Origin of the sequence: Fibrobacter sp. UWB1 (genome assembly GCF_002210325.1) — a bacterium.
Taxonomy (GTDB): domain Bacteria; phylum Fibrobacterota; class Fibrobacteria; order Fibrobacterales; family Fibrobacteraceae; genus Fibrobacter.
The window spans coordinates 89,954-115,809 of record NZ_MWQL01000013.1 but is presented as its reverse complement, the minus strand read 5'-3'; the positions used below and the strand labels follow the sequence as shown (position 1 = coordinate 115,809).

Annotated in this window: 19 protein-coding genes; 12 read left to right on the top strand and 7 right to left on the bottom strand. The window is 50.3% G+C overall.

Translation table 11 applies throughout. The annotated features are described in order from the left end of the window. The first annotated feature begins 473 nt into the window (after nt 1-473). A complete protein-coding gene (locus B7988_RS10865; RefSeq protein ID WP_088657920.1) occupies nt 474-4,760 on the top strand; it encodes a fibro-slime domain-containing protein in 4,287 nt (1,428 codons plus the stop codon). Here B7988_RS10865 and B7988_RS10860 read toward each other — a convergent pair. From B7988_RS10860 to aroC, 3 genes are all read right to left on the bottom strand, one after another. Then, nucleotides 4,757-6,223: a hypothetical protein gene (locus B7988_RS10860; protein ID WP_088657919.1), complete on the bottom strand. Its 1,467-nt coding sequence runs from the start codon at nt 6,221-6,223 to the stop codon at nt 4,757-4,759. The genes B7988_RS10865 and B7988_RS10860 overlap by 4 nt on opposite strands. 64 nt (nt 6,224-6,287) lie before the next feature. Next, nucleotides 6,288-7,184, bottom strand: a complete 897-nt coding sequence (locus B7988_RS10855; protein WP_170930636.1) for a tetraacyldisaccharide 4'-kinase — start codon at nt 7,182-7,184, stop codon at nt 6,288-6,290. Between the two features lie 76 nt (nt 7,185-7,260). After that, nucleotides 7,261-8,346, bottom strand: coding sequence for a chorismate synthase (aroC, locus tag B7988_RS10850; RefSeq protein ID WP_088657917.1), 1,086 nt, complete (start codon nt 8,344-8,346; stop codon nt 7,261-7,263). Between the two features lie 105 nt (nt 8,347-8,451). Here aroC and B7988_RS10845 point away from each other — a divergent pair, with 105 nt between their 5' ends. After that, nucleotides 8,452-9,039, top strand: a complete 588-nt coding sequence (locus B7988_RS10845; protein WP_073318982.1) for a hypothetical protein — start codon at nt 8,452-8,454, stop codon at nt 9,037-9,039. 74 nt (nt 9,040-9,113) lie between these two features. Here the strand turns inward: B7988_RS10845 and B7988_RS10840 are convergent, their stop codons facing one another. Then, complete coding sequence (locus B7988_RS10840; RefSeq protein ID WP_073058332.1) at nt 9,114-9,770, bottom strand: TrkA family potassium uptake protein; 657 nt, start codon at nt 9,768-9,770, stop codon at nt 9,114-9,116. Nucleotides 9,771-9,898: 128 nt separating this feature from the next. After that, complete coding sequence (locus B7988_RS10835) at nt 9,899-11,290, bottom strand: potassium transporter TrkG (RefSeq protein ID WP_073318985.1); 1,392 nt, start codon at nt 11,288-11,290, stop codon at nt 9,899-9,901. A 67-nt stretch (nt 11,291-11,357) separates the two neighbouring features. Here B7988_RS10835 and B7988_RS10830 point away from each other — a divergent pair, with 67 nt between their 5' ends. From B7988_RS10830 to B7988_RS10810, 5 genes are all read left to right on the top strand, one after another. Beyond that, the gene (locus B7988_RS10830) at nt 11,358-12,287 is read left to right on the top strand and encodes a hypothetical protein (protein ID WP_088657916.1); all 930 of its coding nucleotides are present in this window, start codon (nt 11,358-11,360) and stop codon (nt 12,285-12,287) included. A gap of 13 nt (nt 12,288-12,300) precedes the next feature. After that, a complete protein-coding gene (locus B7988_RS10825) occupies nt 12,301-13,017 on the top strand; it encodes a DNA alkylation repair protein (protein ID WP_088657915.1) in 717 nt (238 codons plus the stop codon). A gap of 37 nt (nt 13,018-13,054) precedes the next feature. Then, nucleotides 13,055-13,642, top strand: a complete 588-nt coding sequence (locus B7988_RS10820) for a hypothetical protein (RefSeq protein ID WP_088657914.1) — start codon at nt 13,055-13,057, stop codon at nt 13,640-13,642. Nucleotides 13,643-13,737: 95 nt separating this feature from the next. Then, nucleotides 13,738-15,678 (top strand): glycoside hydrolase, encoded by a 1,941-nt coding sequence (locus tag B7988_RS10815; protein ID WP_249268966.1) that lies wholly within the window; start codon nt 13,738-13,740, stop codon nt 15,676-15,678. A gap of 72 nt (nt 15,679-15,750) precedes the next feature. Further along, nucleotides 15,751-16,515, top strand: a complete 765-nt coding sequence (locus B7988_RS10810; RefSeq protein WP_141225643.1) for a hypothetical protein — start codon at nt 15,751-15,753, stop codon at nt 16,513-16,515. 397 nt (nt 16,516-16,912) lie between these two features. Here B7988_RS10810 and uvrC read toward each other — a convergent pair whose 3' ends face one another. Continuing rightward, a complete protein-coding gene (uvrC, locus tag B7988_RS10805) occupies nt 16,913-18,793 on the bottom strand; it encodes an excinuclease ABC subunit UvrC (RefSeq protein WP_088657912.1) in 1,881 nt (626 codons plus the stop codon). A 70-nt stretch (nt 18,794-18,863) separates the two neighbouring features. Between uvrC and B7988_RS10800 the strand changes: the two genes are divergently transcribed. Continuing rightward, the gene (locus B7988_RS10800; protein WP_205503829.1) at nt 18,864-19,730 is read left to right on the top strand and encodes a hypothetical protein; all 867 of its coding nucleotides are present in this window, start codon (nt 18,864-18,866) and stop codon (nt 19,728-19,730) included. 43 nt (nt 19,731-19,773) lie between these two features. Further along, nucleotides 19,774-20,088, top strand: coding sequence for a hypothetical protein (locus B7988_RS10795; protein WP_073319009.1), 315 nt, complete (start codon nt 19,774-19,776; stop codon nt 20,086-20,088). A gap of 64 nt (nt 20,089-20,152) precedes the next feature. Here B7988_RS10795 and B7988_RS10790 read toward each other — a convergent pair whose 3' ends face one another. Continuing rightward, nucleotides 20,153-21,088, bottom strand: coding sequence for an FISUMP domain-containing protein (locus B7988_RS10790; protein WP_088657911.1), 936 nt, complete (start codon nt 21,086-21,088; stop codon nt 20,153-20,155). A gap of 53 nt (nt 21,089-21,141) precedes the next feature. Between B7988_RS10790 and B7988_RS10785 the strand changes: the two genes are divergently transcribed. From B7988_RS10785 to B7988_RS10775, 3 genes are all read left to right on the top strand, one after another. Next, the gene (locus tag B7988_RS10785; protein ID WP_249268965.1) at nt 21,142-21,549 is read left to right on the top strand and encodes an NADH-quinone oxidoreductase subunit A; all 408 of its coding nucleotides are present in this window, start codon (nt 21,142-21,144) and stop codon (nt 21,547-21,549) included. A gap of 95 nt (nt 21,550-21,644) precedes the next feature. Then, the gene (argA, locus tag B7988_RS10780; RefSeq protein WP_088657910.1) at nt 21,645-23,003 is read left to right on the top strand and encodes an amino-acid N-acetyltransferase; all 1,359 of its coding nucleotides are present in this window, start codon (nt 21,645-21,647) and stop codon (nt 23,001-23,003) included. Nucleotides 23,004-23,341: 338 nt separating this feature from the next. After that, entirely contained in the window at nt 23,342-25,855 is a 2,514-nt protein-coding gene (locus B7988_RS10775; protein WP_141225642.1) for a hypothetical protein, read from the top strand. The last annotated feature ends 1 nt before the right edge of the window (nt 25,856 follow it).

The window sequence follows — 25,856 nt, the reverse complement described above, 5'->3', positions numbered from 1 at the left end:
GTCAAGCCCCTCATCGCCGATGGTACCTGGCCCACGGGCCCGGGAGAGTAGGTCGTCGCTGGATTCACGGAGCCCCTTGCCTTAAAGGCGAGGGGCTCCTTTTTTATATATACCGCTCCACTTCGTTACGCTCTCGCCGCCACGGCCTGTCAGTACAGGCCGCTTGCGGCTCACGGGCCCCCTGCCCAGTAGGCGGGGGGCCTCTTCGTTTTATATGACCGCTCGCGCTATCGTAACGGTGCAACTCCGACCGGCGCTCGCTCTCGCGACCATGCCCGGTCGATACCGGGCACTTGTCGCTCACGGCCCCTTGCTGTAAACGGCGAGCGGGGCTTTTTTTTATACCCGCGAAACTCCGTTTTATTGTGCTTTACACAACGTTTTTCTGCCGAAAAGCTCATAATTATTCCGATTTAGAATAAGGAATATATTTTATAGATGGGTTGTTTGCGATTATCAAAGGAGTCGCGTTTATGAAGTATTGGGTTTGGGTACTCTATACCATTTTATTCATGTTTGTATCGGCGAATGCGGCGCTTACGTTGCATATTCAGTCTCCTTGGCGTGATGATGCCTCCAAGGCCGATTATTTCTTGCATGTTCTTGGGGGTGCTGGTGGCGGTTATAACCCCTCGTTTGGTGCAGGTTCCACGACAATCATGACTGACGAAGGTGACGGCTGGTTCAGCTACACCTGGAACAAGAATGTGTCCGATTTTCAGGACTGGGAATCCTTTACGGTAAGCATTTATCCGAATACAGCCGACAACAACTACAACAACAATAATGGCGAGCAGTGGAAGGCCGGTGGCGAATTCAAGATGGGTACGCTCTTCGGTACCGATGTAGAAGTCTGGCTTTATACTGATCTGTCCGACAAGAGCTATACCAAATCTTTTGTGGCTCCGGGTTCCAAGATGGTGTGGTTCAAGAGCCCGTGGGGTAATCATGCGCTTCCGCAGATGATTTTCGGGACCGATTCTGTGATGATGCGCTATGCAGTCGATGACAAGTCGAACTGCGGTTGGTTCTATGGTGCGATTTCGCCGGCGATGATTGCTCGCAATCCCGTGCAGTCTGCGCACTTTATTCGTTTGAATACGCCTTACATGGCATACCCCGCGCAGGGTGTAGTTGAACTTGGCAATTACTTTGCCGTCATGGATACCGTTTTTGTGGATGGTACGGTTGCAAATTCTGAAGTAGGCGACAAGCTCGGTTCGCTTGGCGAATGTTTTGATTCTACCCGCGTGCTGCACATTTACCATCCGTGGCGTACGAATTCCACGTTCAAGGACAGCACGATTTTTATTACGGTTGGCAACAATATTATCAATAATCCTGTTGCAACCGAAAAGGATGCGTACCCGTACTGGTACCATTATGATTTTGCGCCTGCAACGGTGAATTCGGCGAACTGGAATTCTACGATGGCCCAGTTTAACATTTACCGCCGTCAGAATGAATGGCCTCAGGTCACTTATTTTGCCGAAGACAAGCGTCCGCTTGCATCTAAGCTGTTCCCGACGGGTGTCTACGAGACTTGGCTGTTTACCAATAGCAATGGAGAGCTCGATCTTTCGTTCAGCCCGCTGGAACCGAAGACGATTCGCTTGATGAGCCCGTGGGACAATATGTCTCCTTCGATGATTGTGGCCGGCGAATTGGTGCGCATGGGCCCAATTTCGGCAAGTCCGTTTGATTCGACCCAGAGCGATACTTGCGGCTGGTACCAGGGCACGTATTACAAGCATACCGATGATTGGAGCGTTCAGTTCAGGCAGTCCTTCGGTACGGATTACTATAGCCTTGAGGGCCTGATGGGCGAAGGCAAGGAAGCCGGTACTCCGATTTCTCTCGATTCCATGGTCGCGCTTTATGACACGGTGTGGGTTTACCCCTACCCGCTTTCGAGCAGTACGCCCAAATTCAGCGAAACATTCCCAGGTCGCCTGGGGATTTGCCCGACTATGAAGATTTCGGCGATGATTCTTGATTGGGCGGGCGAATCGTATGCTGATGCAATCGATATTGACTTTGGCGGAATTTACGGCGGTAACGAATATACGACGGTTGTCCATAATGGTTCTGAATACAAGACTTGCGGCGGTCATGTGCTTGGCATGGTGCAGGATACCTTGAGTGAACTCGGGCTCCCGCTGCGTGTGGATTCGCTTGCTTTCCCGTGGGAACAGTGCTCTGCAGGCCGCGAAATCGACAAGTGGTTTATTCCCGAGGTCCTGGCGACCGATCCCGCTACTGGGCGCGAATACACGAATGCGACTTGCCGCGATATCGACTTGGTGCTCGATGCCGAAGGATTCTGGCTGGCCGATGTGACGGAATCTCCGAACGGCTGTAACGACCCCGTGAATCCGGGATTCTACCCGATTGATGACTTCCAGTATCTTGATTCGGCAAAGACTATCAAGAACCCGAAATACGACTGGGATATTCAGGGTTGCAAGCACAACTACAGTTTCTCGATGAAGATCAATGCGCAGTTCAAGTACGTGAAGGGACAGTTCTTCGAATTCCGCGGCGATGACGATGTGTGGGTGTTTATCAATAACCGACTGGTCGTCGACATTGGCGGCTGCCACAGCCCGGTGGAAGGAGCTGTCGACCTCGATACGCTTGGCCTTACCGAAGGCAAGGAATATCCGTTCCAGATTTTCTTCTCGGAACGTAACGCCACGGGTTCTAACTTCAAGATGCGCACTTCGATTAACTTGCAGACGCAAAAGACGTATTTCCCGGTCGAGAAACAGAATTCGAAGGGCGTTATCGAATACGAACTATTGCAGTTGCTTGTCGATGAATCCCTGAGCTGCGACGTGTCGAGTGTGTCCAAGATCGATACGACTTACGCGCAGTCCGTGTTCCGCCTGGTTGGTGGCGGACTCCCTGCCGACGGAGAGCTGCTTGAACCGGGCCTGAATTACGGTGGTATTTTCATTAGCGAAAACATGGCGGGTTTCACGATTGATACTTCGGCCTTCGTGAATTCGCGCACGCTTAGCCCGGGTCAGTATGTGCTGATTTGCTACTTGGCCGCAGATGAAAGCCAGTATCAGATGATTCCGTTTACGGTGCCTGAATACCCGCTTCCGGACATTGCGTTTGTCGATGTGTTCCATGTGACCGATTCATTGGTGTTTGACCCGAAGGGCTATACGCTGCGTGGCGATGTACTTGGGCTCGATGGCGGCAAGAACGACACATTGCTTGCGCATGTGACTTACCCGGATACGGTGCCGTTAAAAGTGGTGCTGTTGTATGGTTCGACGCCGTGTGGCAACATGCTTGCAAGCTCGAATGTCAATTGCTTGGCCACATTGAATTTGAAGACGAAGTATCCGCTCAGTTTCTTGGATGCCGACAACCAGCGAGTCACTTCGATTACGACCGATTCTACGGGGTATGCAAGTTTCTATGTAGTGGGTGATTCTGCAACAGTCGATGCCTTCTTTACCATTGAAGGCGAAGGCGTTGCAAACAAGATTCACTGGACTGATATTCATTTCAAGGAACCGCCTGTACCGTTTGCGGTAAAGGCTGCCATGTTCGATGTGAATGGCGACGGCATTCCGGATAGTCTTTCGGTTCCGTTCAGCAAGGCGTTTGACAAGGTCGTGCCCGATACGGTTTCGTGGGCGTTTGGCGGTACGCAATTCCATACGATAGCGGGTCAAGAAAATATCTGGCCGCTGGTAGAACAGGAATCGATTATCACCTTGTTCAATCCGGAAGGGCTTCGCGAAGATGTATTCACGGGTTTATCTGACCAAGTTTATTCGGGCTCGCTCTTGTACCACTACACTTATACCGACGAAGATTCTTTCGAAGAAGTCAAGCTTTCGATGAACACCTTGGTCGAGGACCATGTGGCTCCGATTATTCTGAGTGCATCGGTCGAGCCGAAATCCGAAGACGTGAGCGTGGTGACTATCAATTTGAGCGAAGGCTCGAACATCAAGGCGCTTGATGCGAAGAACGCCTTCGTGTTCTACCGCGATTCTGCAGTCTTTATGGATTCGCTCAATATCGTGAGCTGCGACAAGAATGCACAGGGCAATGTGTTCAGATTGTACTTCCAGCGTACAGCGCAGATGGCGCTTCCGGAAGTGGGCGATTACGTAAGGCTGTTGCCGGGCGAACTCAAGGACCGCAGCGAAAATGCGGCCCACGTGAACAACCCGAAGGTCCGTATTGTTGGCGACCAGAGAACCGATGTCAAGGCCCCTGGCGTGGTGACGATTTCGGGCGATGCCGAAGAATGGCCCTACAGTGAACCGGTCGTTCCTGTGGTGGTGCCGATGAACAAAACGGTCAAGGAAATCATCGACAGCATCGGTAAACCGGGCTTGTTGCTGAGCTTTAACCTGGGTGAACTCGCCACTTCGGCAATCATGAACTTGCCGAGCGGGGCCAACAAGGATTCCGCCCTTGCGCTGATCAAGATTAACTGGGAAAACTACTACTACTCGCACTTGGGTAGCTTTGTGAACAAGGCCGGCGGAAGCATTGCCTGTAACGATGCGACCGTGTTCTACAATGCCGCAGACCCGAGCAAATCGAACTGTTACGACAATCCGGGCAACCTGTTCTTCGAATGGGGCGCTCGTAGCGACAAGGGCCGCCTCGTAGGCACGGGTGCCTACATTTCCAAGATGAAGGTGAAAATCAGGAGTGGAAAAGAACAGGCCGGCAGTAGCGACAACACCTTCGTGATCGGCATTCGCCGCAGCAAGAATTAATTCTTGCTGGCGGAGTTGTACAGCTCAAGCGTTTCCTTGAGCTTGGTGGCAACGCCGTTGATGGTGTTGAAAATATCGCTCAGGTCTGCCTGAATCTTGTCGAAGATTTCGAGATTGCAGAACAGGTCGTTTCGGAAAGTCTTGTTCGACTGGTAAAGATCGCGCAGCGAGCGCAGAATCTTTGCCTGTTGTTCCATTTGCGTCTGCGCTTCTTTTTGGCAAGCCTCAAGCTCAATGCGTTTTTTCTTGGCGACTTCAGGGTCGTTTTCGCGAAGAATGTACGTCGGAAGAGTTGCGAAATCTTCGAACTTGGCCGGCGCGGAATTCTCGTTTCTGGAATTGTTGTTACGAAGGCCCACGCTCTTGACGGTGGAATTGATGGAGATTGTGCAGCTCGACGTTCCGTGGAAGTTGCAGCGCACGTTCTTTTCGATTTTGCGAAGTTCGTTGTACGGGTTGAAATCTTCGACGGTTTCTACATAATGCAACGGAACGTAGAGCGGAGTCTGTTCGCCTGCCACCGTAATGCGGTAACTGATGCAGGGCTCGCCGTTGAATTCCTTTGTTTCGTACAAATTATTTGAACTGTTCAGCATGCCCTTGACTTTGCGGTAAAGGGTGTCTGCATCGTAGGTCGTGGCGATGACGTTTGCAAGGTCTTTGAGGATTACGCTCTTGACAATATCGATAAAGCTTTCCATGATGGAGTTGTTCGATGTAGAACGGCCCCAAATCGGAGTGCCGAGGAAGAGCGTGTCAGAGAATGTCGTTTGGTTGCGCCCGTTAAAGAAGGCGATGGTGCGCGCGATATTGGCAAGCGAGAGCCACTTGCTGATAGGTACGTAGATGGCGCTTTGAATGCAGAGGTCCGAGAGTTTCCCGATGATTGCCATGGTTTCGGCGGAAAGGGCGACCTTCTGGATTTCATCTGCCCACTTTGTTTTTTCTTCTTCAGAAATGGTGTATTCTTCGGGAGCCTTGAAGTCTTCGCTTAAGCTGTAGTTTTGCAACAGCATGCACAGGGATTCCGAAGAAAGGTTGTCGGGCATACAAATGGTAAGCGTGATTTCGTCGACGATGTCGGCGCGGCCCATGGCGTTTTCGGGGCGAACGTCGCTGCTGAGAATCAGCGTGGTGTGCTTGCGCTTTTGCAAGGCGTTGCGTACGCATTCCTTGGTGGCGTCGTCAATCGGATTGAACCCCTTGAACAGGATTACGTCATAGTCATCGATAGAGCCGGGGATTTCTTGCGGGCGGCTGCCCATTTCGATAAAGCGGGGCTTTTTGAATGCCGCAAGCAAGCGGTTAATCATGAAATTCTTGCCCGAACCAGTGCGACCGTACAGGTAAAAAGGCTCGTCATTGATGGCGGCCAGGAATGCCAACTGGAGTCTGTCTTGTCTTTCAGGAAATTCCTGACAAAGGGCCTGCATCAAGTTCTGGATACGGTTTGTGAGCGTCATGATTTCATCCTTCTTTCTCCGAAATATAAAAACTGGGAAAGAATTATGAAAGGGGTCGGCGCGCTTAGAACAGATTTTGGGCGATTTCGGTTGAAATTTCTGTTGTCTGCGATGCAACGAAAATCTGCGATTTTTCGTTTTTTTGTATGAATTCGGCGGGTAGCCTGGCAGCGTCTTTTTCTGAAATCACGAGAGTTTCTTGCGGGCGGTTTTGAATGATTTTTTCAAATTGGGCCGCAAATGCTTTGCTGTGATCCTTGAAAAAGAACTTGTGGCCGATTTCGATTCCGAAATCTTGAAGGTCGCTGCGGAACCGCTCGGGATTTCCGAGGCCGCACACGATGTTTGCTTTAGCGTTTTTCTTGACAAATTCTTTGCCCGAATAAAAATGCAATACTTTATCTATAACGAATCGTACGGCCGGATTTCCGCCTTCACACCTCAGTATGCGGACCATAGGAGAACTCTTGTCGTGGTCTAGGTCGTGGTCTTTCGCGAGACTGCGCATGCCCCCGCAGGGCCAGAGTTCCGAAATTTTTGTTGGAATGCTTTCCCACTGCAAGAGGATGGTGGTTGCTCCGACTAAACGGCTGTCTTCGAATCCGTCGTCGCAGACGATACAATCGAACTTGCACGACTTGTCGAGTTCGTGGGCCAGGCGGTAACGGTTGCGGGTTGCAAAAACCTGGACGCTTTCGTTGCCTGCAAATTTCTGACGAAGCATTTTGATTTCGTCGAAGGCGTATTCGTGGGCGAGGAGTGCTACCGTCTTGCCTTGTGCAGCCAAGTGCTTACAAAGCCAGATGCAGAAAGGCGTCTTTCCGGCACCACCGGTGCGAAAGCTTCCGACGACGATTAGCTTGGAATGTTCTAGAGGTGCGCCTGGCCTAAGGCAGAGCGCGTGATGCAATTTGTATACGGCGCGGTAGCAGAGGGCGATGAATAAACGTGGAATGAACATTTTCATTCGGAGTTCGGAATTCGGAGTTCGGAACGGCAAAAAGGAAATTCCTAATTCTGAAATCTGAAATCTGAATTTATTCTAGGCAGTTTCTCTTCTGCTGCAAGAACAAGTCTGCTAGAACGAGGGCGGCCATGCTTTCGACAATCACCGGCGCGCGGACTGCGACGCAGGGGTCGTGGCGACCGCGGGCGGCAAGCGTTCCGTTTTCGCCACCGCGGCCAGCAGTCTTCTGTTCCTGCGAAATGGTGGCGGTCGGCTTGAATGCCATGCGGCAATAGATGGGTTCGCCGTTGCTGATTCCACCGAGGCTACCGCCTGCATTGTTGGTGCGGGTGTGGTAGGCGTGGCCGTCAAAATAAAGTTCGTCGTTGTGGAGGCTCCCGTGCATGCGGGCCGAGGCGAAACCGCTTCCGATTTCAAAACCCTTGCAGGCGGGAATCGACAGCATTGCCTGGGCGAGCAGCGCGTCCAGGCGGTCGAACACCGGTTCGCCCAGCGCCACCGGCGGATTCTTGACCAAGAGGCATACGGTGCCGCCAATGCTGTCGCCATTTGCGCGGGCGTCAAGCACGGCTTGTTCCATCTTGGCACTTGCGCCCAGGTCGGGGCAGCGCACGGGGGATTTTTCAATCTGTTCGAGCGTGAGGCTGTTCAGGTCCAGCGTGCCGCAATCGACTTCGCCGATGGAGTTCACCCAGGCGATGATTTCAGTGCCGTTCACCTGCTTCAGAAGTTTCTTGGCCACGGCACCTGCGGCAACGCGTCCGATAGTTTCGCGGGCGGAGCTGCGTCCACCGCCGCGGTAGTCCCTGAACCCGTACTTGAGGTCGTAGCACAGGTCGGCATGCCCAGGGCGGTACCATTTCTGGATTTCGGCGTAGTCGTGACTGCGCTGGTCTTCGTTAAATACGGCGAAAGAAATCGGGGTTCCGGTGGTTTTGCCTTCGAAAACGCCCGAAAGGATCTTGACCTGGTCCTTTTCGTCGCGGGCAGTGGTCATTTTGCCCTGCCCGGGGCGACGGCGGTTCAGTTCCGCCTGGATTTCTTCTTCGGTGATTTCGAGGCCTGCAGGGCAGCCATCCAGGACCGAGCCGACGGCCGGACCATGGGATTCACCCCAGGTAGTAACGCTAAAAATTTTGCCAAATGTGCTTGCCATGAGTCAAAATATAGATAATCGGCGTTTTTTCTAAGAAAATATCAGATAAGGACTTACCAACATGGCAAAGTTTACTATCTTTTACAAAGATTCTAGGAGAATCCTGTGAAACACTTTGGATTTATTATAACGATTTTGACCCTGCTGCTTTCTCTGGAAGCGGCCGCCCAGCGTTATAATGACTTTGCGGGTATTCCCTTCGGTGCCACCCGTGAGACCGTTATCGAAGAGGTGATGAAGCTCGGTTACGAGCCGTATGGTCAAAGTGGCGAAGGCGAACGTGTCGTCATTCCCGTATTCATGTTCGGTGAACTGCCGGTCCAGGTTGACTTTATCTTTAACAAGAATGACAAGTTCTATTCTTTTGAAATTCGTACCGGTCGTGTCGAACGCGCCCGTCTGAACAAGTCTTTTGAAGCGGTAGCCTACATGTCCGAACAGTTTACGCTCAAGTACGGCAAGCCCTCGGGCAACCCGGCTATCGACGAAACTTCGGCCCTCAAGGAAAGCATTTTGAACCTGTACCAGCAGTGGTTCTCCCAAAAGGTTCTGAATATTTACACTGGACTGGTCCAGAAGGACGGCCGTTACTTTGCTGTAGGTGCCGTGACGCACCGCAAGCTTGCAACCGAAAAGAATTCGAGCGCAAGCCGCTCCGCAGAACGCGCCACTTCCAACAAGCCTGTATTCTAGTTTATTTGAAATTAGTTCAGATAGAAAAAGCCGACGAATTTCGCCGGCTTTAAAATTTTGTGTTTGAGAGCCTGTTAGGCCTTGAGTTTGTCCAGGGCCTCGTTCGGGCCAATCACGAATAGCACGTCGTTTTCCTTGAGCACGTAGTCGGCGATGTTACCGATTTTGGGGGTGGGTTCCAGCGGGTCGCGGATAGCGATCACCTGGATGCCGTACTTGTGGGTGAGCGAGAGGTCCTTGAGCGTCTTGCCGAGGAAGGCGTCGGGGCATGCGATTTCGACGATGGAGAAGCCTTCCATGAACGGCAGGTAGTCGAGCATGTTCGGGCGGTTGAGACGCTCGGCCAAGGAAATGGCCATGTCGCGTTCCGGGTGGAAGATGTCTGCCACGCCGAGCTTTTCGAGGATAATCGTGTGTGCCGGGCTACTGGATTTGGCAATAATGTGCTTGACGCCCAGTTCCTTGAGATTCAGGACCGTGAGAAGCGATGCCTGCAGGTCTTCGCCGATACAGCAGATGACGCTGTCCACCTTGGAAAGCGGGAGCGACTGGAGCTGTTTTTTGCGGGTACCGTCGGCAACGACTGCCTGGGCCACCTGGTTCGAAATATCCTGGATTTTTTCGGGACTTGGGTCTACGACCATCACGTCGTGTCCGAGTGCGGTCAAATGGCGGGCCAAAAAGTAGCCCGTGTTACCCAGTCCGATTACTACAAATTGTTTAGAAGCCATAGGTTAAATTTAGAACTTAGAACTTAGAGCTTAGAACTTAGAGCCTAAAAAAAGTATGAAATGAACTGCTTATCGTGTTTTTATCTAAGTTCTACCGACTAAGCTCTGCCAACTGCGCCGTAGGCGCCTTAGCCCACCATGATGTCTTCTTCGGCATACCACATGCCCTGCTCCTGCTTTTTAGCCACTGCAGAAATCAGGAACAACGGGCCCATACGACCGACAAACATCACCGTACAGATCACAATTCGGCCAGGAATCGAAAGATCCGGGGTGAGCCCCATGGAAAGGCCGCAGGTGCTGTAGGCGCTTGCCACTTCGAAGAATACCTTGAGGAACGAAACTTGTTCGATGGAGTTGCCGGCAGCCTCGGTTTCGAGCAACACGAGCGTTGCAACGACCACGACGACGATGGCGACCACGAAGATTCGCACGGCCTTGTCGACCGTGGTTTCGGGAATGGTGCGACCCAGAATCTGTGTCTTGTTGCGGCCCAAAAGGCGGTTGAAACCCAACAGGAAAATCACGGCGGTCGTAGTCGTCTTGATACCGCCGCCGCAGCTACCGGGGTTTGCGCCGATGAGCATGATAATCACAAAGAAGAACAGCGAGCCCACGCTCAGGGCCGAGGTGTCGATGTTATTGAGGCCCGCGGTGCGGCTGGTAAATGCCATAAAGGCGCTGGATTCCAGCTTCTCTCCGAAGTTCAGGCCTGCAAAAGTATTGCTCCATTCGCTGAACATGAAGAAGGCTATACTCACGAGAACGATAATCAGGGTAAAGCCCGTGGCAATGTGGGTATGCAGCGACACCTTGCGGATAGCGCGCTTCTTGAAGTCGAACAGGTAACGGATTTCGGTAATGGCCAAGAAACCGAAACCGCCGGCGAGCGCGAGCACGCAGGTCGTGATGTTCATGAGCGGGTTCAGCTGGAAGCGCACCAGAGAATCAGGGAACAAGGTGAAGCCCACGTTACAGAAGGAGCTGACCGCCTGGAACAGGCTGCAGAATATGCGGTCGTAAAGTTCCATGCCGCTGAACTGCGTAAAGTAGATAACGGCGCCGATGGCTTCGAGCCCGAAGGTAAAGGGGAGCACAGCCTTTAGGATTCGGCCGGCATCGACGTTACCTTCCTGCGTGTAGTTGGCAAGGAGGGCCGACTGGTGGTTGAATCCCGGGTGCATGCCGGCAAGGAGGATTATCACGGTAGAAATCGTCATGATTCCAAGACCGCCCGCCTGCATGAGAATGACTAGAACCCAGTTGCCAAAAGTGGTAAAGCTTGCACTGATATCGATGGTAGAAAGACCCGTAACGCACACGGCAGACATGGCCGTAAAGAAGGCGTCGAGAACGCCTACCGGTTCACGCTGCGCAAACGGAAGCGACAACAGGAGTGCTCCCAAAGAAACCAGCGCGAGGTAGCCGGACACAATCATCAAAATCGGGTTGCCCGACTTTTTCTTGACTTCGGCCTTCTTTTCCACGAAGTCAAACGCTTCGTACCTTGAACGTAACATGGGCCACAATATAGAAATTAATCCCTATCTTGCCTAGGTTTGGGCGGTTTTCTACATTTGGCCGCGTATGAAGAACTTGCGTGCCATTTTGATGCCGATTGCGATTTTGCTCGGGATTTTGCTCCCGCAGGCACATGTGCTTTCGCCGTTGATGCCTTTTTTGATCGGCACCATGATGTTTTTGACGTTTGTGACTAAAATTCCGCCGCAGACGCATGGTTACACGTTTAAAATTGAAATTCGCGCCTTAATTGTGAGTTTGCTCTTGGTGGCAGTAATTGCGGGAATCGTGAAACTTTTCGACCTTCCGCGCGAGGTACTTTTGGGCGGTGCAATTATTGCGCTTTGCCCGCCTGCGAACGCGGCGCCTGCCATGGCGAAAATGCTCGGCGGTTCGGCCTCGCTTGCGTTAAAGATTTTCTTGAGCGGAAACCTGATTGCGTGTTTTTCGATTCCGCTGGTATTCGGTTACCTGACCGGCACCGATGCGGGTCTCTCCGAAATCGCGATGAAGATTTTCAATACGATTCAGCCCATTATTAGCATTCCGCTTGCGTTTGCGCTTGGCCTGCGGGCATTTTACCCGGAACTTGCCGACCGTGCTGCCAAATACCAGAAGTACACCATGTTCGTGTGGACGTTCTCGGTATTCGTGATTTTGGCGAAGGCGAGCTATGACATCCGCGAAATGGGATTTACGGAACTTTGGAATAGCGGTAAGCTCCCGATGATGGCGGGAATTTCGCTGGTACTTTGCGTGCTGCTCTTTTCGCTCGGCTGGTTTGTCGAAAGAAACCGTCGCCCCATCGAAAGCTCCCAAAGCATGGGCCAGAAGAATACGACGCTCGTCATCTGGATTGCCACTTTGTATGCGGGCCCCGTCGTGGCGCTCGCCCCCACGTGCTACGTGGTGTGGCAGAATCTGGTTCTCAGCTGGATGAGCGCAAGGATCAAGCCGAAGGAACCTACACAAACAGGAATCGCAAAATCGGAATAATTATATTTATTCCATGACTCCCGCCGAACTTGTCAAGCGCCTGTTGGCCGAACAGGATTTGAAGTACCGCGATTTTCACGCATCGCTGTTGCCGAACATCGACAAAAAATCGATTATCGGCGTGCGCGTGCCTACCATGCGGAAAATCACGAAGGAGTTTGCGGCGGCCGATGTCGCCAAGTTTTTGGACAAACTCCCGCACAAGTACTTCGAAGAAAACCAGGTGCACCTTTTTGTGGTCGAGCGCATCAAGGATTTTGACGAATGCCTGTACCGCATCGAACAGTTCTTGCCCTACATTGACAACTGGGCCGTATGCGACGGAAAAGCCCCGAAGGCATTGCTCAAGGACGAAAAGCGGTTCGTGTCGTGCATCGAAAAATGGCTCAAGTCAAAGCACCCTTACACGGTTCGCTTCGGCGTGAACATGCTCATGACGTTCTTTTTGGACGAGCGATTCGACCAGCGATTCTTAAAATGGGTCGCGGCTATCGATGAATCTCTGTTTAATGATGACGGCCGCGCGGAATGCCCCACCGACCGCTACTACGTGCAAATGGTTATTGCCTGGTACATGGCTACCGCCCTCGCCAAGCAATGGGACGCAACATACCCCTATATTAAGGGCCGCAAACTTTCCCCCTGGATTCACGCGAAATCCATCCAGAAAGCCTGCGAAAGCTACCGCATCACCGATGAACAGAAGAAAACCCTGCGCGGGTTGAAATAGAAATCGCGTGTAAAACAGTAATTCAAGAGTACCAACAATGAAAAAAATAAAAATCATATCGGCCATTATTTTATTTCTAGTTGTATTGGCTTATTTCCTTTTCTTTAACGCTACAACTTCGATGTATACATATGTATTCGAAACGAAGATTTCAAATAAAATTAACCGATATGATTATACAGATTTAGTTCATCATTATGGTTTTGCTTTAGATACTGCTTACGTAACAGAGGTAGGTTACTACTTTCTCGGAACTAGTGTTGATAACTACTTTTTTTTCTTGTGGTTTATAAAAAAGCCTGTTGTTGATCAAGAGTATACATTTAACCGATATGATTTGAGTAAATTCTCTGTTCTGTTAAACGACTCAATTAATGACAGGCATATTTATGCTTATTATTCATCAGATCTTATTGAGTATCCGGTGATTGTATATTGCAAAAACATTGTGATGGAAATATATCCAATGCACAGAATTGATTTGCCCAAAGCCTGGCGAAGGATACAGGAATTTATCCCCAAATGTCGGGCTGATGGAAACTTAGACTCCGACTATAATATACCATTGAAAAATGGAGAAGTTATCCCTAAATCAGAAGTTACGGGAATTCTTCATTTGGACTAACTAGGAATATATTAGGAAATTTTTGTGTTCCCGATAAAAAAGCCCCAAAAAGTCCACATTTGACATTTAGTCATTTTGGGGGTATATTTAGGGGTATGATGGGTATTGGTAAAGATTTTAAAGTCTCGGGCGTGGCCCTTGCCGCGTTCTGTTTAGCAGGTTTATTTGCCCCTGCGCATGCACAGACCAAGGTGGTCGTGGACCCCGGGAAAAAATACCAGGTTTTCGAGGGCTGGGGCACGAGCCTCTGCTGGTGGGCCGTAAAGGCGGGCGCCTGGAGCGAGACGAATCGCAGCAAGCTTCTGGGTGCGATTGCCGACCCCGATACGGGATTGGGCTACACGATTTTCCGCTACAATATCGGCGGCGGCGACCAGCCGGGCCATAATCACCTCACGAAGGGCGACGGCGGCGCGAACGTTCCCGGCTATAAGCCCACGGAAAAGGGCGATTTCGACTGGACGGCGGACCCGTACCAGCGTACGATTGCGATTGAACTTTCCAAGCGCGTGAAGAGCCCGATTTTCGAGGCGTTCAGCAATTCGCCCCCGTGGTGGATGACCAAGAGCGGCTGCGTTTCGGGCAGTAGCGACGGCAGCGACAACCTCAAGGAAGACTATTTCGACGACTTCGCGGACTACCTCTCCGAAGTGGCGCTGCACTTCAAGAAGGAATGGGGAATCACGTTCCGCACGGTGGAACCGTTCAACGAGCCGAGTGCCGGCTGGTGGAAATCGAACGGCGGGCAGGAAGGTTGCGGCTTCAAGAACAACCAGACGAAGATGATTGTGGAACTCGGCAAGGCGCTTCAGAAGAAGGGCCTGTTCCCGGAGACTTCGGTGAGTGCCGCCGACGAGACGAACATCGGCGATGCCCTGAACCAGTTCAACAAGTACAGTTCCGAAGCGCTTTCTTACATGTTCCAGGTGAACACGCACAGCTATTCCGGCGGCGACAACCGCGCCAAACTTTTCAATGCGGCTTTCGCGAAAGACAAGAAGGTTTGGCAGTCTGAAACGGGCCCGCTTCACAAGAGCGGCGACGAGAACATTGCGCTCTGGATGGCGGGCGTGATTCTTGCAGACCTGCGCGACATGAAGGCGAGCGCCTGGGTGGACTGGCAGATTGGCGACCCGGCCGAGAACTGGCGGAGTCTCGCGCTGAACCACAGCAAGCAGACATTCAGCCCGAACGCGCGCTACTACATGCACGCCGCATTCAGCCGCTACATCCGTCCGGGTTCGCGCATTATCGATAGCGACAACGGCAACACGCTCGCGGCGCTCACGCCCGAGGGAGCGCTGGTGCTTATCGTGCGCAACAGTGGCTCTAGCGACGTGAAGTATGAATTCGACCTGGGTGAATTCGTGAAGATTGGCACGAGCGCGAAGGTGGTGCGCTTTGAACTGCCGGGCAGCCTCACCAAGCAATCCGATATCGTGGTTTCGGGCAAGGCGCTTTCGATGACCGCGAAGTCCAACACGATTACCACGATGGTGATTGACGGCGCCGAAGGTGGCGTCTGCAAGCCGGATACCATAATACCGTATGTAAAAATCCACGATGGTGGCTGGAACGAGACGACCGACGTGAAGCTGAACAAGGGCGATTCACTTTCGATTGGCCCGCACCCGTGGGAAGGCGGTCGCTGGGTGTGGAGTGGTCCGGCGGAATTCAAGTCGACAAGTCGTGAAATCCGCTTCAAGAACATGGACGGCACCATGAGCGGCTACTACAAGGCGGTCCACACGAACGCCTCGGGCTGCGAAGGCTCCGTGACCTTCAAGGTGGTGGTGGACGATCCGGCGCACCCCTTCGTGGAACCGGATACCACCAAACAGGATTCAACCGACGAAGATTCTACGACAGCCATTGGTCAGCGCGGCATTGTCGGAATGCTACAGCCGTTGAATGCGGGCGAATCTATCCAGGTCTTTGATATGCAGGGCCGATTCTTGGGGCATTCTTTAAAGCAGGCTCCGGGAACTTACCTTGTCCGACAGGGTAAAAACTTGCGTCAGGTGCGAATCAAGTAGGTTTGACCGATTATTTTGCAAAATATTACAAAAAGCTTACCAAACAAGCGTGAATTTTGCTATCCTTTATTCATGCTTTTACAAACAACTGCTCAAAAAATCGTTTTTTCTGTCCTTGCTGTGTTCCTCCTCATTACGGCTGGCAAGGATTGGTTTGACTTCTATTCCTGCGGCGCGGTAAGCCAATGCCTGTCGGATTCTGGCACCCTGCAGCTTTACACCAAGTCGGTCATGACAACCATGCTGACGATTCTTGCCTTTATCACGGCATCAAGCGCATTCTCTGGCCGCGATGGCAAGCTGTTGCGTGCGGCGTTCGTGTTCTCGCTGTTGGCGGACTACAGCTTTAGCTTGATTAAGGCTTTTGCTCCCGATGCAGGAACCATAAGCACCGTTCTCGGTATCACCTTCTTCATGGTGTTCCAGACCATCTTGATTTACAGGCATTCCCGCAAGTCCGAAGCAGACAAGAGCCTCCCCAAGATTTACTGGTTGTTGGCCGTGGCTGTTATCGCAGGTGTCGCCCTGATCGCTACCGGCACCTTGGGCCTTACGGTGGCTGTTGTCGTGGTTTATGGCATATTTGTGATTACCTCTGTCGTAATGGGTATGCTTGCTCCGCGCAAGGGGTATTTCCCGGCGGCAAATGCAAAGCTTATCTGCTGGGGCATGGTCGCCTTCTTCTTCGGTGATGTGTGCGTCGGTCTTTCGATGGTCACGGGCGACGACCACAGCGCACTGCAGTCGGTTGCCGAAATTGCGAACAATATTATCTGGTGGCTGTACGTGCCGGCGCAGCTCATGCTGATTCGTGCAACGGTCAAGCCGCAGGCATAAAAGCGTAATTCAAAAAGTTTAAAGCAAAAAAAGAGCCCTGCTGAAAGGGCTCAAATTTTTTAGGTACAAAAAAGGCATCCCTCACGGTAGAACACTCGAAGCTACTCACTTAAAAATGATAGCAGTGCCTCGGGGCTTTGTTTTTCGCGTCGATGCGCGCCTAAACTGAACACCAAGAGCGACGAGCTTTAAAAATACTGTTAGATCGGGCGTTAATCCGTGGGATGCCTTAATCGTAATATAGACAACTTGAAGGGCAAAAGCAAGCGAAAAAACGAAAAATATTTTTTTGTCCTTTTAAAATAAATGATAAGTAAATAATTCTTATCCTTGCTTGGCGAAATTAGTTCATAAAGGTCGTTTTTATACAAACGAGCCCTACTCCATTTTGGAATATTCAGCCTTCTGAGTCTTTGTTGTCATCTAAACCGGATGGTCTGATAAAATCTGCACAATATTTTGCGACTTGGTCGCGTAGGTTGTTTCCGCGGACCTTGCCGAGCAGGATTTCGATGTCTTCGATGGGGGCTGCCATGAACGCTTCGGCGCTTCTGTACTTGCTCAAAATCTTGACGCGGGTCTCGTGACCCACACCTGGCATCTTGAGCCATTCGACTTCCAAGTCCTTTTTGCGCTTGCTGCGCTGATAGGTAATGGCGAATCGGTGCGCCTCGTCGCGGGCATTCTGCAAAAGCTTTAGTGCAGGGCTCGTGCGGTGCAGCACGATGCTCTTGCGGTCGTCGGGGAATACGATTTCTTCGAGGCGCTTGGCGAGCCCGATGAGCGGTAAATCCTGGTCGTGGCCGAGTTCCTTTAGAATCTGCATGGTGGCGTCTACTTGGCCTTTACCGCCGTCGCATACCCACAGGTCGGGCATGGGAACGCCCTCGTTTTCGAGCCTGCGAATGCGGCGGGTCATCACTTCGCGCATGCTGGCGAAGTCGTCGACGCCTTCTACCGTTTTAATGATAAACTTGCGGTAGTTGGCTTTATCGGGGCGCCCGTTCTTGAACGCCACGAGGCTTGCCACCGTATTCGTGCCCGAAAGGTGAGAAATATCCACGCACTCGATGCGGAACGGAGTCTTTTTAAGCCCGAGAACCTTTTGCAATTCAAAGACGCTCTGGTCGATTTCGCTGTACTTTTGCACTTCGGCGCGCATTTCAACGAGAATCATATCGGCGTTCGCGCCTGCAAGCTTCAGGAATCCGAGTTTTTCGCCGCGCTGGGGCGTGCTGAAAGAGACCTTTCTCCCTGCCTGTTTGCTTAAGGCTGCTTCGAGTTCCTTGCGGTCTTCCGGGAGCACGATGTCGGTTGCGATTTCGGCAGGGATCAGGGGCGCCTCCATGTACCACGGGAGCACCATCTGCCGGAATATTTCGGTCTCGTCGTCTTCGAGCTTGCATTCGAGCCGGTAATGTCTGCGCCCCATGAGCACGCCCTTGCGGTATTCGAGAATCACGGCCGCGGCCATGTCGCCGTTGCGGCGGAGCGTTACCACGTCGAGCGACAAGTTCGGGTCGGTGGTGTCGGTTTTCTGGTGCGTGCCGGAAGCTTGCAACGCCTGGATCGCGTCGCGCTTTTTCATGGCGGTTTCAAAATCCAGATTGGCGCTCGCCTCTTCCATTTCACGCTGCCATTTGTCGATCAAGTCGTCGCGCTTGCCTTCAAGCATCAGGCGCGTGCTTTCTACATCTTTGGCGTATTCCTCTTGCGTAATGAGCCCGGCACAAGGAGCGCTGCAGCGACCGATGTGGTAGTTGAGGCAAGGACGTACGGGGTGTTTGGCCGGCAGTTCCATGGAGCATTCGCGAATCTTGAACAACCTTGCCGCAATGTCGATGAGCTTGTCGATATAGCGCGAACTCATGTACGGGCCATAATACTGGCGGCCGTCCTTCTTGACGGAACGCGACAGCGAAAGCCGCGGGAAGGGCTCCTTGACCGAGAACGCGAGGTACGGAAAGTGCTTGTCGTCTTTCAAAAGTACGTTGTACTTGGGCGTGTGCTTGCGAATCAGGTTCGCCTCAAGAATCAGCGCCTCTTGCTCGCTTTCGGTAATGATCCATTCGATATCGCGAATGTAGGGAAGCATGAGCGTTGCCGCGCGGTGTCCGTTGTGCTCGGAGCCGTCGAAGTAGCTGCGCACGCGGTTCTTTAGAACTTTAGCCTTTCCGATGTAAATGATTTTCCCTTGGGCGTTTTTCATGATGTAAACGCCCGGCCGGTCCGGCAATTCCGTCAGTCGCCGCTGTATATGTTCATTTACAGAAATCATTTGGTTTTTATGAAAAAATTTAGTTATCTTAATAATGTTAAAGTTCTAAAACTCATTAGACGGAGCAGAAATGAATTTAGAAAAAATGAGTGTTTTATCTCAAAAAATCGAGGGTGTGCTGGGCACGGTCCGTACCCTCAAAGAAGAAAACGCCAAAATCAAACGCGAATTGTCGCAGGCTGTGGCCATGGCACAGGACAAGACCCTGTTGCTTGAATCGGCCAAGCACGACCTGGCAGACTGCAAGGCCGCCCTTGACGCCCGCGCCAACCAGGCAAATGCACAGCAAGAAATGCTGAACCAGAAAGATGCCGAAATTGCAAAATTTGTCGACCGGGTTACGGTATTCGGGCAGCAGCTTGTCGAAAAAGACGGTTGCATTGAAAGCTTGAACGACAAGATTCGCGAACTGACTGAAAAGTCCGACTTGCTGACCGGCCAGGTGAACGAAAAGGCGGAACTCTTGGGCGCCCTCAATACCCAGGTGGCCGAAAAGGATGCGACTATCGCGAACCTCATGGAACAGCTTTCCGAAAAGAATGCTCTTGTAGACAGCCTGAACGAACAGCTACAGGCCCAGAACGACGAAATTGCCGAAGCCCAGGAAAAGTTCAACCAGCTGGTGGCAACCATCGAAAACGAACTGGGTACAGACATTTCTATCGATCAGGATGAATCGGCCGAACAGCCCGCAGAAGAATCTGCTGAAGAAGTTGCAGAAGAAGCCCCGGAAGAACCTGCTGAAGAATCCACAGAACAGGGCGAAGCTGCAGACGACTTGGTACTTGAAGAAGTGCCCGCCGAAGAACCCGCAGAAGAAACGGCACAGGAACCCGAAGACGATGTTCCGACTATCGAAGTTCATGGGGCCGATGAAAAGGACAATGATCTGTTCGCGAGCAAGCAGGAGGGCTCGCAGACAAGTTTTTTCGGATAAGGATGCTGATGGACGATGATCCATTCGGCGTAGGGATTAAATAATGGCTAGTATCGAACCTTTGAAATCGGTAACCATTTCCGTTGCCCAGGAGTCCATTCAGATTCGCACCGACTTACCCGATGCGGAACTGAATGACATTGTGGAAAGCATCAACCAGCGTTTTGAACGCTCGGCGAAATTCCAGATGGACAATCGAAAGCGCATGGCATTGCTTGCCGTGGAGCTTATGTCCGAAATCATGGAACTCCGCAAGCAGCTGGGTCGCGCGAAAAACTACTACGACCAGATGGAAAAGGAAGTCCAGAACCTTACGCTCCTTTTGGACGAAGGCGTGGACAATATCGATCAGCTATAACAAGTCTTACAGATAAAAAGAAACCCGAGCGTGCGCCCGGGTTTTTGTTGTTAAAGGTTCAGTTTTATTCGATGTCGGCGCCTTCGACGCAGCGCACGTTGTAGGCTCGCGGGCCTTCGCTGGACTGGAAAGCCTTTTCCACCTCGTCGCCGGAATAGGCCTTGATTCTCCAAGAGGTGTTGCTTCCGTTTTGGATAATCCAGATGTAGCCTTGTCCGTCGTTCAGGCCGAATTCCGAGACCTTGCCCTCTTCGTCGAGCTTGAATCTTCCGCCAATGACCCACCAGCTATCGGGTTGGGCTGCGGCTGCGGCGGTGACTTCGTCTGCGGTCGGAAGTCGCCAACCCATGGGGCAGACTCTCTGTGCAACGCCGTAAGTGTAGTACACGCTCTTGTTCTTGGCGCATACGTCGTTGCCTTCCTTGTCTTCGCAGAAGCTTCCGTTTTCGGTCTTGTACCTCAGGTTTTCGGCCATCCAGCGGACGCCAGCGACTGTTTCCAGTTTATAGGATTGGCTGTCGCGCATGTCCGTCATGGTGCTGCCGCTGATGGTCGGCGGAACCTTTGCTTCTTCGGACATGCCGATGTCGATGCTGAGAGCAGACGACGAGGACTGGAGATCCGGGTTGGAAGTCATTCCGGCATACTTGGTTTCGCACTCCTGGCTCCAGCAGAAAACGCCACTGCTGTAGTTCGGGGTTTCGATCTTGCTCAAGTCAATGTCTTGCTTGACGATGGAATCACGGGTAATCGTTACCGGGCCGGGTTTTCCATCGCTGGACGACGGAGTCGGGTTCGAATTACCATTAATAGAGGAAGAGCTTGTTGCAGGAGCATCCGTTAATGATGAAGAAGATGACGCGACCGGAGATTCTTTTGCGGAAGAAATAGCAGGTTCTTCAGCAATAGGTCCGTTCGGGGTCAGGATATCATTGTCGGAACACCCCCAGAATAAGCACACCACACCCACACATCCCAAAAATGTAGTGATCTTTTTCATGCCAGTAAATATAGTTTACATTTTGGGACTTAACGAGAAAAAAGAAATTTACTATGTTTGAACTCACTATGTCGAACGTTGAAATCTTTGATACTACTTTTGCGATGACCATTCTCGTGGTCCTTGCACTCGTTGTTCCCACTGCCCTTTTGGTGGCAAACTGGTTCCTGCACCCTGGGAAAATCAAGGGGACCTCGATCAAAGGTACGTCCTACGAATGCGGTGTCGCGCATGTTTCCGGTACTTCGGGTGAACGATATCCCGTAAAGTATTACATGGTCGCCATGTTGTTCCTGGTCTTTGACCTCGAAGTGGCGTTCCTCTACCCCTGGACCGTTCAGTTCCTCAAGGGCGGCTGGGACTTGTTGTTCGTGTTGCTCGGATTCCTCGTGATTCTTGAAGCAGGCTATATCTACCTGGTCAAGAAGGGAATCCTCAACTGGACTCGAATCCAAGACTAAGATTCGAGAAAGAGTATTCTATCTCAACTAAACGAGCGCGGTCCCATGGGGCCGCGCTTGTTTTATGAACAAAACATTTTTCTAACTTATTCACTATGAATAACGCAACGCCTGACTTTAATTCGCAACATTTTGAAGTTGCCGGTTTTATTCGCGAAGTGTTCGGTTATATGGAACGCTTCAAGGGCCAGCTGTTTGTGCTGAAAATCGAGGATGACTTGATGAGTCACCCGCTTTTCCCGGTGCTCATGCGTGACATTGCGCTTTTGCACAAGGCGGGTATCCGCATCATTATCGTGCCGGGTACGCGTAACAGCATCGATGCCCAGCTCAAGGCGTGGGAACTGGAATCCAGCTTCCATGCCGGCGTGCGTCTTACAAGCGAAGAGGCCCTGCCGCACATCGAGCAGGCGTCTCTGGGCGTTGCACAGCATATCATGAGTCACCTCACAGCAAGCGGCCTCAGGGGCATTCAGGGCAACTGGGTGCTGGCTCGCAGCATGGGTGTGATTGATGGCGTTGACTACATGCGTACCGGCCGTATCGAACGCATTCAACGCGATATTCTGGAACAGCTTTTAGACGAAAAGTTCGTGCCGATTATTCCGCCGATTGGTTGGAACAAACTTGGGCACGCCTACAATATCAGTTCTACCGAACTGGCGACCGAACTCTGCAAGTACATGAAGGTGGGCAAGCTCTTCTTTATCGGAAACCAGAACGGTATCAAACTCGAAGGCCTTGTGACCGGCCGGAACACCAAGTACCTGGAACCCACGGATTCGGGCGTTATCTCGGCTATGGACGTGGACCAGGCAAAGGAACTGTTGGAACTCAATTCCGATCAGCTCGACTTTGCGCAGATGGACTACCTGATGAATGCTATTCGGGCCTGCGAGGCGGGTGCGAATCGTGTTCACTTGCTGAGCGGTGAATTCCAGGGCAGCGTGCTGCAAGAAGTATTCAGCGCCCGCGGTGACGGTACCATGGTGTACGCCAACCAGTACTCGAGCATTAGGCCTGCAAACATCGAAGATATTCCCGACATTTTGCGCATTATGCAGGACTACATCGACAAGGGATTCTTGGTGCCGCGTACGCAGGAAAGCATTTCCGAAAAGCTCAACGATTACGTTGTCTACAGCATCGACAACAGTATTCACGGCTGTGGCGCCTTGCATGCATTCGAAGACGGAATGGCCGAAGTCGCAGGCATTGCCGTGGGCGCGAACTACCGCAAGTCGGGCATTGGCGACGCCATCGTTCGCCACCTGATTTCGGTCGGCCGCATGAAGGGCTACAAGAAGCTGTTCTTGCTTACCACGCAGGCTCTCGACTGGTTCTACCATTTCGGATTCGAAGATGGTACAGTCAGCGATTTGCCCAAGAGCAAGCGCGACCATTACAACCAGAAACGTAAATCGCGTATTTTGATTATGCCGCTGGATAAGTGACACGCAAGTGTCATCCTGAGCGGAGTGCGAAGCACGAAGTCGAAGGATCTATTTTTCATTCGTCATCCTGAGCGAGATGCCGCGATTCCTCATTTGTCATCCCCGCGAAGGCGGGCGGACAGCACTTAGCACTTTTATACGATACTTGGCAACTTGTTGCCATAGTAGAGTTATCCTCTTTGGGGAAGTGCTTAGTGCGCATGGCCACCAAGGTGGGGATCATGGAGGCTGTAATTTTACGGATTTCACAAGTCTTTTTATCCGCTTTATTTGTATTCCAATCGCCTAGTCCTCGCTAGGCAGTGTTTTTTTATTGATCAGGATGTATATTTTATTGCATGCTAAAAATTCTTTGGAATGTTTTAAAATTGTATTGCGTCGCTTTGACGACGGTGTTTCTTATAGCATGTGAATATGATGTGCATTCCAAGGCTTCGGACTTTAAATACATTGATGAAGAAAATCCGTATTCTCCTGGTGATGATACTGTAAAAACGAATATTGCCGGCGATTTTCGTTTGATTGATTCTCTTGTCCCTATAAAATTGTCAGTTGTTTTTGTTGATGAAGATTTGCGGGCTTTGGATACCGTTACGGCTGTTATTTCAAAGAATTCAAAAGGGTATCACTTTTCTGTAGATTCTATGGATGTGCCTTCGCGTTATGCTCGCTTTGATTTCGTTTGCGTTCATGGTGATGACGGCAACTTCAAAATGAAATTTTCGGTGTACAATTATGTTAATGTGGCTTATTTGGATTTATTTGGTGCTATATCTGCGCATCGTGTGGAAGAATTGATTAAGAATGAAAACTTTTATATGGGAATAGCAAATAAAAAAGCCCTACGAGAGATTTATCATTTTTTGGGCTATGAGGGCTCAATTAATAGTGATATAGAAGAAAAGATGCTTGTTGCTTTACCTTATTTGGTGCTTGGATATGGAGAAAAATCGGATAGTGCTTTCTATGAAAATTTTAAGGATTTAAGATCAAAAATTGGAACAGAGGTCAAGTTGGACGATTATGCTACAAAGACTGCTATTGCAGATGCTGCGTTACAGAGTACGTTGAGCGGGGCTGCGCTTTCAATTATTTTGGAAGATGCGTATGGTTTTTCGAAATGTGATGCCGACAGTCGTTATGATTCCGTCAGCAACAAAGTTAAGGATAGTAGGTATTTTGAACAAAAATATGTTTGCCGAATGGACTCCGGCGATTCAAGTTTTGCTTGGGTTCCGTTCTCTGAAATTGAAGTAGAGAATGGCTTGTGCTGGGCCGACAGAAAAGATACGGTAATTTTTAAAGACGGGTTGTATTATTGTGATGGAAACTTATTGTGGAAAGCCGCTGGTGTTGCTCAGTCCATGAATATTTTGTATCGCAGTTGCGATGAAAAAACGATGGGTTTAATTAGACCTTATGTTGGCGAATTGTTTATATGCGAAAAAAATTCATATAATAATTATTATAAATGGAATGATGAAATGCCTGACTCTTCTACTATACAAAACAATCTGCGGGAATATAACGTGTGGAAACAGTATGGAGAATGTGATTCCGTTATTTCAAAGAAAAAGGTCTATGTGGATTCATCTTATTATCAGTGTCAAGGAGTCCGTTGGACCTCTATTAGCGCGATTGATTACATAGATAAATTTTGCACTTCGGAAAATGAAGGTGAGACTGTGGAAGTTCCGTTGCATAAATATTATCAATGTCATTATGGCAATTGGAGAGAGGTTGCGGCGCCAGTTTTTTATGGAGATACCTGTGATTCCTATAACAGGGATATTGTGGTAAAACGAGATGATAAATATTATATGTGTGGGGAAGAATGGCGGGAAATTTCCGAAAAAGAAGTCTTGCCTGTTATATTGAATGAAGATGTTTGCGATTCTCTCACGGAGGGTTCAATAAAAAAATATGACGGTACGTATTATATTTGCGAAGCCGTCTTAAAAACGGGTCGTTTCTATGTGGGCAAGTGGAGGACGATGACAGGAATAGAGTCCTTGATATATGAAAAAAATCTGTATAAACCCTGTCCTTCGAGTACTTTAGGTACGTCGCTTGAATATGATTCGACGTATAACGAATTGTTAAGTTGTGCTTGTCCTTCTGAAGGATCTGCCTGCAAATGGCAAATTGCATACCATTATAAAGTACTCGATGATATGACTATGACTAGTGGAAAGTATGTTGAGGATTCTACATATATTGTGGATTATAAAGGCGTTACCTATGTTTTTAAACGGAAAGAAAAAAGTTTAGATTGCAAAAAGGTGATTGCGGAAGGAAAAGAATATTCAGCATGGGCCTATAACAAGGAATATTCTGGGTCTTTGCCTATTCCGGTTCATGATTTATTTGTTTTTCCTGTAAGCAAGGAGGATTCTTTTGTCAGCTATGATGTGATTGTAAATAAAAGCGATAGTTATGATTCATTTGTCGCAGACTGGAATGCCTCCTTTGATTATTCTATTAGGTCGCTCAAAATGTATGGATATAATACTGATAATTTCTCTGATTATCAATCTGCCCGAAATTTTTGTCCAGAAGGCTTTCACATTCCTGATACAACGGAATGGAGACGTTATCAGGTTTGGCGACTTACTCCAATACAATTTTCTGGCGATCTTTATAGAACCTATGACGTATCTTCGGAATCTAAAGACTTTAAGGAGTATAGATTGATGTGGACATCCACTGAAAAAAATAATGACATTGAATATTGCGTTGAACTTAGTAAAGGTAGTTATGTGTTTGATACTTCAGCAAAAGATGTTCGTATGATTGAATGCCCGAAAGATTTATACCCGCTAGTTGTCCCAGTTTGTGTCAAGGATAGGTAAG